The sequence below is a fragment of the Nitrosomonas oligotropha genome, assembly GCF_900106555.1.
Classification (GTDB): domain Bacteria; phylum Pseudomonadota; class Gammaproteobacteria; order Burkholderiales; family Nitrosomonadaceae; genus Nitrosomonas; species Nitrosomonas oligotropha_A.
The window spans coordinates 1-12,485 of record NZ_FNOE01000052.1; the positions used below are offsets into that span (position 1 = coordinate 1).

The following is a 12,485-nucleotide window of genomic DNA, read 5'->3' on the forward strand; positions in this document are numbered from 1 at the left end:
GAAATGGTGATGCCTGGGGATAACGTATCGGTGACGGTAAATCTGATAGCACCGATTGCGATGGAAGACGGATTGCGATTTGCGATACGAGAAGGTGGGCGCACGGTTGGTGCCGGTGTCGTCGCAAAAATTATTGAGTAAGTTTTTTGTTATAATAAAAGCACGATAGTAATTGTTTTTTTGTGGTTTTAGCTTCATATACATCTCAGTTAAAAGGCCAGTAGCTCAATTGGCAGAGCGTCGGTCTCCAAAACCGAAGGTTGGGGGTTCGATGCCCTCCTGGCCTGCCATATAACTGATATTGCTTTGATAATAATTAAATGAACGTTAGTTGGTGGATGGCGGTTCTGATTGTGGTAATAAAATGAGCTTTCAGCTCTGTAGCGCAATCGAATGTTTTTTCACAATCGCAAGGAAAAAAGGATTCAATAGACGTGAATAAATTGAAGCTTGGGCTTGTATTTGTATTTATTATTGCTGGTGTAGCAGGTTTCATTTATTTAAATGAGAGCGCCACGGTTGTGCGCATATTGTCTATTCTGGCAGGATTTTTGTTGGCAGCAGTTACTGCAAAATTTACAACCCAAGGTCAGGAATTTTATATATTTTGCAGAGAATCTTCTGAAGAAGCGAAAAAAGTAGTTTGGCCTAGCCGCAAGGAAACACTACAAACATCGGGTGTAGTATTTGCTTTCGTCATTGCCATGGCATTGTTTTTATGGTTGATTGATGCTGGGTTGATGTCACTTGTAAAAGTTATGATGAATCCGGATGCTTGATCGCGTCTCTCAGAGGAAAGAATGGGTATGAAATGGTATGTGGTTCACGCTTATTCAGGTTATGAGAAAAGTGTACAGCGTGCATTAAAGGATCGTATTGAGCGAGCTGGCATGCAAGATAAGTTTGGTCAAATTCTAGTACCGGTTGAAGAGGTGATAGAAATGAAAAGTGGCCAAAAAAATATTAGTGAGCGTAAGTTCTTTCCGGGTTATGTGCTCGTAGAAATGGAGATGTCCGATGATTCATGGCATCTGGTTAAGAATACCGAGAAAGTTACAGGCTTTGTTGGTGGTTCTGCTATGAAACCTACGCCGATAAGTCAGAAGGAAGTCGATAATATACTCCATCAAATTCAAGAAGGTGTTGAGAAACCAAAGCCGAAAATTCTATTTGAAATTGGTGAAGCAGTTCGGGTTAAGGAAGGGCCGTTTACAGATTTTCATGGCAACGTGGAAGATGTCAATTACGACAAAAGCAAACTCAGAGTCTCCGTTTCCATATTCGGACGCCCAACACCTGTTGAGTTGGACTTCAATCAAGTAGAGAAATCCTAGTAGATAGTTATTGTTTTTAGAATTGAGAATAAATTGAATTAAAGTTTTTTAGGTGCTTTTTTATTGTTTATCACCGGGGAGAGCGCGTAGTCGTTCGATTGTACCCATCAGGAGGATGTAGTGGCAAAGAAGATTATTGGCTATATTAAGTTGCAAGTACCTGCCGGAAAAGCTAATCCAAGTCCACCTATTGGGCCGGCGCTAGGTCAGCGGCAGTTAAATATTATGGAGTTCTGTAAAGCGTTTAACGCGGCTACCCAGAAATTGGAGCCAGGCTTACCTGTCCCCGTTATCATTACTGCTTATGCTGATAAAAGTTTTACGTTTGTAATGAAAACAACACCGGCATCGGTCTTAATTAAAAAGGCTGCAGGTGTTGGAAAGGGAAGCGCTAGGCCACATTTAGACAAAGTAGGCAAATTAAGCCGTAGTCAAGCCGAAGAGATTGCCAAAACAAAAATGCCGGATTTGACGGCGGCAGATTTGGATGCTGCTGTACGTACGATTGCTGGAAGTGCAAGAAGTATGGGCATAGAAGTGGAGGGTATATAAAATGGCACGTTCATCGAAGCGCTATCAGGCTATTGCAAGTAAAGTGGACCGAAATAAGGCGTATCAAATTGACGAGGCATTGGGATTCGTTAAAGAGGCTGCAACAGCAAAGTTTGATGAATCTATTGATATTGCAGTCAATTTGGGTATTGATGCGAAGAAATCCGATCAAGCTGTGCGCGGCTCGGTAGTTTTGCCCGCAGGTACAGGAAAAACAGTGCGTGTTGCGGTATTTGCGCAAGGCGATAAAGCAAAAGAAGCCCAAGAAGCGGGAGCAGACATTGTTGGTTTTGATGACTTGGCTGCTGAAATTAAAGCTGGGAATATCAACTTTGATGTTGCTATCGCAAGTCCAGATGCGATGCGGGTCGTGGGTCAATTAGGTCAAATTCTGGGGCCGCGTAGTTTAATGCCAAATCCAAAGGTGGGTACCGTGACTGCGGATATTGCCGGTGCAGTTAAGAATGCGAAAGCTGGGCAGGTACAATTTAGAGCGGACAAGACCGGCATCATTCACTGCACAATTGGCCGTGCGTCGTTTGGTGTGGATGCATTAAAACAAAATTTGAAGGCATTGATTGAAGCACTGAATAAATCCAAACCGGCTTCGTCAAAAGGCATTTATCTAAGAAAAGTGTCCGTTTCAAGTACTATGGGAATTGGTATACGGGTAGATCAAACAAGCATAACGTAACAAAAGAACTTTGGGCCATCAAATACAGTTTGTATTTGAGGATTATCAAAGACCGTTGGGGTGTACTGAAGGTGGATGAAAAACTTTCTGGATTTAACTGGATGACACTTAAACTCTCAACTATGCAGAGAAAAATATTAGACTTTTAGTTTTTTCTGCGATGTCCTGAGAACCCAGCGTAGATGGTGAACCCAGACAGGAGTTTTGTTTTTCCTGGTTTAAGGTCACCAGTGTGTAGTATTCGAGGATGAAAAATTTATTCATGAATCGAATGCTATTTTTAACTGATGGAGAGTGAACCTTGAGTCTTAATCTTGATGAGAAAAAAGCAATAGTAGCTGAAGTGAGCGCTCAGGTAGCTAACGCTCAAGCGATTATTATTGCAGAGTATCGAGGGATGGAAGTTGGTCAAATGACGCAACTGAGAGCGAAAACTCGCGAGTCAGGAGTTTATTTTCATGTCATAAAAAATTCATTGGTTCGTCGTGCTGTCGCAGATACGCCTTATGCAGGGTTAGCCAAGCATATGGTTGGTCCGCTTGCTTATGGCATCAGTACCGATCCGGTAGCAGCAGCGAAAGTGTTGCATGAGTTTTCTAGAGACAATGAAAAATTCGTAATCAAAGTTGGTGCGATCGGCGAACAAGTGATATCGCGTGATGAGATTACTGCACTCGCAGTATTGCCAAGTCGTGATGAATTGCTGGCAAGATTGTTGGGAACAATGCAGGCACCTATCGCCAAGTTTGTACAAACACTGAATGAAGTACCTGCTCGTTTTGTACGTGGCTTAGCCATGGTACGAGATAGTAAATAGCGTTCTTCAAGCTTCCTTAATACGTAAATAGAAAATAACCAGGAGAAAATAATGGCTGTAACGAAAGATGAGATATTAGAAGCAATTGCCAGCATGACCGTACTCGAATTATCGCAATTGATTAAAGAGATGGAAGATAAATTCGGTGTATCTGCAGTTGCGACAGCTGCTGTTGCTGTTGCCGCACCGGGTGGTGGAGGCGCTGCTCCTGCTGCTGCGGAGCAAACTGAGTTTAACGTTATTCTCACATCTGCTGGCGAAAGTAAAGTAAATGTGATCAAAGTGGTAAGAGCAGTAACCGGACTCGGTTTGAAAGAAGCAAAAGACTTGGTTGATGGTGCACCGAAACCAGTTAAGGAAGGTGTATCCAAAGAAGATGCTGCTGCAATTCAGAAACAGCTGGTAGAAGCTGGCGCTACTTGCGAAGTTAAGTAATAAAAATTATAAATTTTCCAGGCTGGTAGGCTATTGTAGCCGCCAGCCTTTGATATTTTGACCATTTGATGTGTCATTTTGGGCATTTGAACAATTGATAGTTATCTGGCCTCAGTCCTTCAATCCTCTGTCTTCTTCTCTCGGAGAAAATTCATGAGCTATTCGTTCACAGAGAAAAAACGTATCCGCAAAAGTTTTGCCAAACGTGCGAGCGTATTGCCTATACCGTTTCTTCTTGCTACTCAGCTCGAATCATACGCAGCTTTTTTACAGGAAAATGTCGCGCCTAATAAGCGCCAAAACCAGGGATTACAAGCTGCCTTTAATTCAATATTCCCAATCGAGAGTCATACAAAAAATGCGCGTCTTGATTTTATCAGCTATGAACTCGGAGCACCGGTATTCGATGTCAAGGAGTGTCAGCAACGCGGGCTAACCTATGCATCGCCATTACGTGCAAGAGTAAGACTGACGATTATGGATAAGGAAATATCCAAGCCGACTGTCAAGGAGGTGAAGGAACAAGAAGTCTATATGGGTGAAATACCTCTAATGACCGATACCGGTTCTTTTGTTATCAATGGCACTGAGCGGGTGATTGTGTCACAACTGCATCGCTCACCTGGCGTGTTTTTTGAGCATGATCGTGGTAAAACCCATTCTTCGGGAAAATTACTATTTTCTGCACGGATTATTCCTTATCGCGGATCGTGGCTGGATTTTGAGTTTGATCCGAAGGATTGTTTGTTTTTCAGGATTGATCGCCGCCGCAAAATGCCTGTGACAACTCTGTTAAAGGCGATCGGTTGCACTTCCGAACAGATACTACAAGAGTTTTTCATTTTTGATTGTTTCCATTTCTCAGACAAAGGTATCCAGTTTGAACTTGTGCCGGAACGCTTGCGTGGCGAGGTAGCCAGTTTTGATATTACGGCTAAAGGCAAGAAAGTAATAGTTCAGAAGGATAAGCGCATTACCGCCAAACACATACGCGAAATGCAAGAAGCCAAGATCGATCAATTGGATGTGCCGGAAGACTTCTTATTAGGACGGATACTGGCGCAGAATATTGTTGATAAGGAAACAGGTGAAGTTGTCGCGCTTGCCAACGATGAGATTACCGAAGATACGTTGGCTAAAATCCGTAAAGCCAACATCAAAAAAATTCATACACTGTATGTAAACGATCTTAATTATGGCGCTTATATCTCACAAACGCTGAAGATCGATGAAACGACCGATGAAATGAATGCGCAGGTTGCGATCTACCGCATGATGCGCCCGGGTGAGCCACCGACCGAGGAAGCTGTTAAAGCATTGTTCGCCGGTTTATTCTATTCGCCCGAACGCTATGATTTATCCGTTGTCGGTCGAATGAAATTTAATCGCAGAGTGGGCAGAACTGAATTGACGGGTGCTCAGACACTATCGAATGACGATATTATCGCGGTTATCAAAATTCTGGTCGAATTGCGCAATGGCCGTGGCGAGATCGATGATATCGATCATCTTGGTAATCGCCGTGTACGTGCGGTCGGTGAGTTGGCGGAAAATCAATTCCGATCAGGACTGGTGCGTGTAGAACGCGCAGTGAAGGAACGGTTAAGTCAGGCCGAATCAGAGAATCTGATGCCGCATGATTTGATTAATGCGAAACCCGTTTCAGCAGCGGCACGAGAGTTCTTTGGTTCCAGCCAATTATCACAATTCATGGATCAAACGAATCCGCTATCTGAAATTACGCATAAACGACGCATCTCAGCTTTGGGGCCGGGTGGGTTGACACGGGAAAGAGCCGGTTTTGAAGTGCGTGACGTACATCCCACGCATTATGGCCGGGTATGCCCGATTGAAACACCGGAAGGACCTAATATCGGTCTGATCAATTCGCTGGCATTGTATGCGCGAACCAATGAGTATGGCTTTATTGAAACGCCCTATAGCAAAGTAAAAGATTGCCGGGTGACAGAAGAAATAGATTACCTGTCCGCGATTGAAGAGGGTAATTATATGATTGCGCAGGCTAACGCTGAGCTTGATGAAAATCATCAGCTAATCAGCGATATTGTGTCCTGTCGCTACAAAAACGAGTTTGAATTATCGTCGCCGGAACGTATCGAATACGTGGATGTGGCGCCGGCGCAGATTGTCTCCGTAGCTGCTTCGCTCATACCATTTTTAGAGCATGATGATGCGAACCGTGCGCTGATGGGATCGAACATGCAGCGTCAAGCCGTTCCCTGTTTGCGTGCTGAAAAGCCATTTGTCGGTACGGGGATAGAGCGCGTCGTGGCAGTGCATTCAGGAACTACTGTGCGAGCCAAGCGTGGCGGTATTGTGGATTATATCGATGCGAGCCGGATAGTTGTGCGGGTGCATGACGCAGAAACGCGTATGGGTGAAGTGGGTGTGGATATTTATAATCTGATCAAATACACCCGCTCGAACCAGAATACCAATATTAATCAGAGGCCTCTGGTTAAAGTTGGAGACAATATCAGTAAAGACGACGTGATAGCCGATGGCGCTTCTACCGACATGGGGGAACTTGCACTTGGACAAAATATGCTGGTGGCATTTATGCCCTGGAATGGCTATAACTTTGAAGACTCGATTCTGATATCCGAACGGATCGTTGCGGAAGATCGCTTCACCTCGATACACATTGAAGAGCTTTCCGTTGTGAGCCGGGACACCAAGCTGGGTACGGAAGAGATAACGGCTGATATTCCCAATTTATCGGAACATCAATTGGGCCGTCTTGATGAATCGGGCATTGTTTATATCGGCGCGGAAGTAGAAGCCGGTGACGTATTGGTTGGGAAAGTTACACCTAAAGGTGAAACGCAGCTGACACCGGAAGAAAAATTATTGCGGGCAATTTTTGGCGAAAAAGCATCGGATGTAAAAGATACTTCGCTACGGGTACCATCGGGCATATCTGGAACCGTCATCGACGTGCAAGTGTTTACGCGAGAAGGAATCGAACGTGACAAACGCGCGCAAAAAATTATCGATGATGAACTTGATCGTTATAAAAAGGATCTGGCCGATCAGTTGCGTATTGTGGAAGAAGATGCATTTCAACGTATTGAGCGCTTGCTGATTGGTAAGATCGCAACTGGCGGTCCTCATAAGCTAGTCAAAGGTAAAGAGATTACGGCTGAATATTTGCATAGCTTTGATCCACATTATTGGTTTGATATCCGTCTGGCCGATGAAGATGCGAGCATACAATTGGAGCAGGTGCGCGAAAGTATGGCGCAAAAGCGCAAAGCATTCGATGCGGCATTTGATGAGAAAAAGAAAAAACTCACACAGGGAGATGAACTGGCTCCCGGTGTGCAAAAAATGGTTAAGATTTATATTGCGATTAAACGGCGATTGCAGCCGGGCGATAAGATGGCGGGACGGCATGGTAACAAGGGTGTGATCTCGAAGATCGTACCATTGGAAGACATGCCTTATATGGCGGATGGAACGCCAGTCGATGTCGTATTGAATCCGCTGGGTGTGCCTTCCCGGATGAACGTGGGGCAGATTCTTGAAGTTCATTTGGGTTGGGCAGCAAAAGGATTGGGCAGAAAAATCGATGAGATGCTGCAAGCTCAACAGAATGTGAATGAGATCAGAGAATTTCTGAATAAGATTTATAACGGGAGCGGTAAAAAAGAAGATATTGCTTCATTATCGGATAGTGAAATCTTATCGTTAGCCGAAAATCTGACCGAAGGCGTTCCGTTTGCAACGCCAGTATTTGACGGAGCAACCGAGCATGAGATTAAAGATATGCTAGAACTTGCTGGTTTACCGCAATCAGGCCAGATCACCTTATACGATGGCCGGACGGGAGAAGCTTTCGACCGATCAGTCACGGTTGGTTATATGCATGTTCTGAAACTGCATCACTTGGTGGATGATAAGATGCATGCGCGCTCAACCGGTCCTTATAGTTTGGTGACACAGCAACCATTGGGCGGTAAAGCGCAATTTGGCGGGCAACGTTTCGGTGAGATGGAGGTTTGGGCGCTGGAGGCCTATGGCGCAGCTTATACCTTACAGGAAATGTTGACTGTGAAATCCGATGATGTGACCGGGCGTACCAAAGTATATGAAAGTATTGTGAAGGGTGATCATAAGATTGATGCCGGCATGCCGGAATCATTTAATGTACTGGTAAAAGAAATACGTTCATTGGGAATGGATATCGATTTAGAACAGTATTGATTATTCATAACCATGAATGATCGAATGCGATTCTATTCTGCCATTCATACTTTGATTTATACAATTTTTATTGCCCCCTGATTGACAGGAGTGACAAATGAAAGCACTGCTAGATTTATTTAAACAAGTTACTCACAAAGAAGAGTTCGATGCCATCAAAATTGGCCTTGCATCTCCTGAGAAAATACGCTCATGGTCGTATGGTGAGGTAAAAAAACCGGAAACGATTAATTACCGTACTTTCAAACCGGAAAGAGACGGTTTGTTCTGCGCCAAAATTTTTGGCCCAGTGAAGGATTATGAGTGCTTGTGTGGCAAGTACAAACGTCTGAAGCATCGTGGTGTTATTTGTGAGAAGTGCGGTGTTGAAGTTACTTTATCCAAGGTACGTCGCGAGCGGATGGGGCATATCGAACTTGCTTCCCCGGTTTCGCATATCTGGTTTCTCAAATCGTTACCGTCTCGTCTCGGCATGGTGCTGGACATGACCTTACGCGATATTGAACGGGTGCTTTATTTTGAAGCTTACGTAGTTACCGATCCGGGGATGACGCCGTTAACGCGCTGCCAGCTTTTGACGGAAGATGACTATTTAATCAAAACAGAAGAGTATGGCGATGATTTCAGTGCCAGCATGGGCGCTGAAGGCATTCGCGATTTATTGAGCAACTTGGATATCACTGCAGAGATTGAAATCCTCCGGCGTGAGATGGAAAGCACAGGGTCCGAGACAAAAATCAAGAAAATCTCTAAGCGCCTCAAACTACTCGAGGCATTCAATAAGTCCGGTATAAAGCCACAGTGGATGATATTAACTGTGCTGCCGGTATTGCCGCCGGATCTTCGTCCATTGGTACCCTTGGATGGCGGACGTTTTGCTACCTCTGATTTGAATGATCTGTATCGGCGTGTCATCAATCGTAATAATCGTCTAAAGCGCCTGCTGGAACTGAAAGCGCCAGAGATTATCGTTCGTAATGAAAAGCGGATGCTGCAAGAAGCGGTTGATTCATTATTGGATAATGGCCGCCGCGGTAAGGCGATGACGGGTGCGAATAAACGTGCGCTCAAATCCTTGGCCGATATGATCAAGGGTAAAGGCGGTCGATTTCGTCAGAATTTGCTGGGCAAACGTGTGGACTATTCCGGACGTTCAGTCATTGTGGTTGGACCACAGCTTAAGCTGCATCAATGCGGACTACCGAAGAAGATGGCGCTCGAGCTGTTTAAACCATTTATTTTCAATAAACTGGAGATAATGGGAATTGCTAGCACTATAAAAGCCGCTAAGCGTGAGGTCGAAAATGAAAGCCCGGTAGTCTGGGATATATTGGAAGATGTCATTCGCGAGCACCCGGTCATGCTGAACCGGGCGCCAACGCTGCATCGATTGGGTATTCAGGCGTTTGAACCGGTACTGGTTGAAGGCAAGGCAATTCAATTGCATCCGCTGGTATGTGCAGCTTTTAATGCTGACTTTGACGGTGACCAAATGGCTGTTCACGTGCCGCTTTCTTTAGAAGCGCAAATGGAATGCCGCACTTTGATGATGTCAACCAATAATGTGTTGTCACCTGCCAATGGCGAGCCGATTATCGTGCCGTCGCAGGATATAGTGCTCGGACTTTACTATACAACGCGGGAAAAGGTTGGGGCGCGAGGCGAAGGCATGATATTTCAGAATGTGGGCGAGGTTTCGCGCGCTTATGAAACCCGCAATGTCGAGTTGAATGCCAAAATCACAGTGAGAATCAAAGAGTATGAGACAAACGCTGATGGAGAGCGCTGTGAAAAGATTACTCGGTATGAAACAACTGTTGGAAGAACCTTATTATTTGAGATTTTCCCACCGAGCTTACCTTTCTCACTACTGAACAAAACTCTTAAAAAGAAAGAGATCTCGAAGCTTATTAATGCGAGCTTCAGACGTTGTGGGTTACGTGAGACGGTTATCTTTGCAGATAAACTGATGTATTCGGGCTTCACGTATGCGACACGCGCAGGGATATCAATTTGTGCGGATGATATGCTGATCCCAACGCAGAAGGGCGATATCATTGCTGCAGCGGAAAAAGAAGTGAAAGAAATTGAAGGTCAATATACTTCAGGTCTTGTGACGCAAGGCGAACGCTATAACAAAGTGGTCGATATCTGGGGACGTGCGGGTGATCAGGTCGCCAAGGCGATGATGAATCAACTCGGCGTGGAAGCAGTACAAGATCCGACTACGGGTAAGGACAAATTGGGTGAAGATGGTAAGTCATTGGTGCAAGAATCGTTCAATTCGATCTATATGATGGCGGATTCCGGTGCGCGTGGTTCGGCAGCACAAATACGGCAGCTCTCGGGTATGCGTGGACTGATGGCGAAACCGGATGGATCGATTATTGAAACTCCAATTACCGCCAATTTCCGTGAAGGGCTGAACGTTTTGCAGTACTTCATTTCGACGCATGGTGCTCGTAAAGGCCTGGCGGATACTGCGTTAAAAACTGCAAACTCGGGTTATTTGACGCGGCGTTTGGTTGATGTGACGCAAGATCTCGTAGTTACAGAAGAAGATTGCGGTACCGGTAACGGTGTGGTGGTGAAGGCTCTGGTGGAAGGTGGCGAAATTATTGAGGCGCTCCGCGAACGGATTCTTGGAAGAGTGGTGGCAAACGATTTAATTAATCCCGAAAATCAGGAAGTCGTGTTTGCCTCGGGCGCACTATTGGATGAAGACGCTGTTGATTTAATCGAGTCCTTGGGTATTGATGAAGTTAAAGTACGCACGCCATTGACTTGTGAGACTCGGTACGGGCTATGCGCCAAATGTTACGGCCGGGATCTGGGGCGTGGCACGCCGGTCAACGTGGGTGAAGCTGTGGGTGTCATCGCCGCGCAATCGATTGGCGAACCAGGCACGCAATTGACAATGCGTACGTTCCATATCGGCGGCGCAGCATCCAGAACAGCCGTTGTCAGTCAGGTTGAGAGTAAATCAAGTGGTGTAGTGCATTATTCTTCTACAATGCGTTACGTAACGAATGCGCAAAATGAATTAATCGCCATCTCGCGCAGTGGTGAAATCATCATTCAAGATGAAAATGGTCGCGAGCGTGAAAGGCATAAAGCATCGTATGGTGCGACATTGATGGTACGGAATGGTGAAGCGGTAAAAGCCGGTCAAATATTGACCACATGGGATCCGCATACACGGCCAATTATCACTGAATATACCGGTAAAGTACGATTTGAGAATGTCGAAGAGGGGGTAACGGTCGCCAAACAGATCGATGAAGTGACCGGATTGTCGACATTAGTGGTCATTGATCCGAAACGCCGCGGGGTTTCGCAATCAAAAGGCTTGCGTCCATTGGTTAAATTCCTCGATGATGACGGTAATGAGATCAAGATGGTTGGCAGCAATCAGTCTGTGAGCATTACTTTCCAGATCGGTTGTATTATTACCGTGCGTGACGGACAGCAGGTGAGTGTTGGCGAAGTACTGGCAAGAATTCCTCAGGAAACATCGAAAACGCGTGATATTACCGGTGGTTTGCCGCGTGTGGCTGAGCTATTTGAAGCACGGTCACCAAAAGATGCGGGCATGTTAGCTGAAGTAACAGGCATCGTATCGTTCGGGAAAGATACCAAGGGCAAACAGCGGCTTGTCATTACCGATCTAGAAGGCACCGTTCATGAATATCTAATTCCAAAAGATAAGCATGTGATGGCGCATGACGGACAAGTTGTTAACAAAGGCGAAATTATCGTTGACGGTCCAGCTGATCCTCGTGACATATTACGTTTACAGGGTGTTGAAGCACTGGCGCGTTATATTACAGATGAAGTTCAGGACGTATACCGGTTGCAAGGCGTTAGGATTAATGACAAGCATATTGAAGTCATTGTGCGTCAGATGTTAAGACGAGTGCAAATTACTAATGCCGGTGATTCCACGTTTATTACCGGTGAGCAAGTCGAGCGTGCCGATCTGTTGATAGAGAATGAGCGGTTGATCGCAGAGAAAAAAATGCCTGCTACGTATGAGTTCCAGCTGCTTGGTATTACAAAAGCATCATTGTCTACCGACTCATTCATTTCAGCGGCATCTTTCCAAGAAACAACGCGCGTGTTGACCGAAGCTGCCATCATGGGTAAAAAAGATGATTTGCGTGGTCTGAAGGAAAATGTGATCGTAGGAAGACTAGTTCCAGCAGGGACGGGATTGTCTTTTCACAGCAAACGCAAGAATCAAGGAAGAATATCCGAGTTAGGTTTGGAATCAAGCATTTCAATCGATAGCACAGTCTAGAAAATAGAAATTTAATACTCGATCCTCTACAGTCCCCTTGACAGTGGTGAGGTGACTAAGTAGTCTAGAGGAGGCTACCTGCCTGTGTTTTGGGAAGCTGTATGGGCAGAGGGGACCGGATGGATT

General features: G+C 45.3%; 8 protein-coding genes, 1 tRNA gene and 1 pseudogene. All 10 read left to right on the forward strand.

What is annotated here, in order from left to right; genetic code table 11:
- Window positions 1-141: pseudogene (gene tuf, locus BLU57_RS15130) on the forward strand (elongation factor Tu); the annotation flags it as partial.
- 73 nt (window positions 142-214) lie between these two features.
- Window positions 215-290, forward strand: a tRNA-Trp gene (locus tag BLU57_RS15135).
- Window positions 291-434: 144 nt separating this feature from the next.
- Window positions 435-779 carry a preprotein translocase subunit SecE gene (gene secE / locus BLU57_RS15140; RefSeq protein WP_090322715.1) on the forward strand — a complete coding sequence of 115 codons (345 nt, stop codon included), beginning with the start codon at window positions 435-437 and terminating at the stop codon, window positions 777-779.
- Window positions 780-800: 21 nt separating this feature from the next.
- Window positions 801-1,334: a transcription termination/antitermination protein NusG gene (nusG, locus tag BLU57_RS15145; RefSeq protein ID WP_090322718.1), complete on the forward strand. Its 534-nt coding sequence runs from the start codon at window positions 801-803 to the stop codon at window positions 1,332-1,334.
- A gap of 120 nt (window positions 1,335-1,454) precedes the next feature.
- Complete coding sequence (rplK, locus tag BLU57_RS15150; protein ID WP_090322720.1) at window positions 1,455-1,886, forward strand: 50S ribosomal protein L11; 432 nt, start codon at window positions 1,455-1,457, stop codon at window positions 1,884-1,886.
- Window position 1,887: 1 nt separating this feature from the next.
- Window positions 1,888-2,580, forward strand: coding sequence for a 50S ribosomal protein L1 (gene rplA / locus BLU57_RS15155; protein ID WP_090322723.1), 693 nt, complete (start codon window positions 1,888-1,890; stop codon window positions 2,578-2,580).
- A 301-nt stretch (window positions 2,581-2,881) separates the two neighbouring features.
- Window positions 2,882-3,397 (forward strand): 50S ribosomal protein L10, encoded by a 516-nt coding sequence (gene rplJ / locus BLU57_RS15160; protein ID WP_090322727.1) that lies wholly within the window; start codon window positions 2,882-2,884, stop codon window positions 3,395-3,397.
- A gap of 51 nt (window positions 3,398-3,448) precedes the next feature.
- Window positions 3,449-3,832 carry a 50S ribosomal protein L7/L12 gene (rplL, locus tag BLU57_RS15165; protein ID WP_090322730.1) on the forward strand — a complete coding sequence of 128 codons (384 nt, stop codon included), beginning with the start codon at window positions 3,449-3,451 and terminating at the stop codon, window positions 3,830-3,832.
- A gap of 153 nt (window positions 3,833-3,985) precedes the next feature.
- Window positions 3,986-8,059 carry a DNA-directed RNA polymerase subunit beta gene (gene rpoB / locus BLU57_RS15170; protein ID WP_090322733.1) on the forward strand — a complete coding sequence of 1,358 codons (4,074 nt, stop codon included), beginning with the start codon at window positions 3,986-3,988 and terminating at the stop codon, window positions 8,057-8,059.
- 97 nt (window positions 8,060-8,156) lie between these two features.
- A complete protein-coding gene (rpoC, locus tag BLU57_RS15175; RefSeq protein ID WP_090322735.1) occupies window positions 8,157-12,359 on the forward strand; it encodes a DNA-directed RNA polymerase subunit beta' in 4,203 nt (1,400 codons plus the stop codon).
- Window positions 12,360-12,485 lie beyond the last annotated feature (126 nt).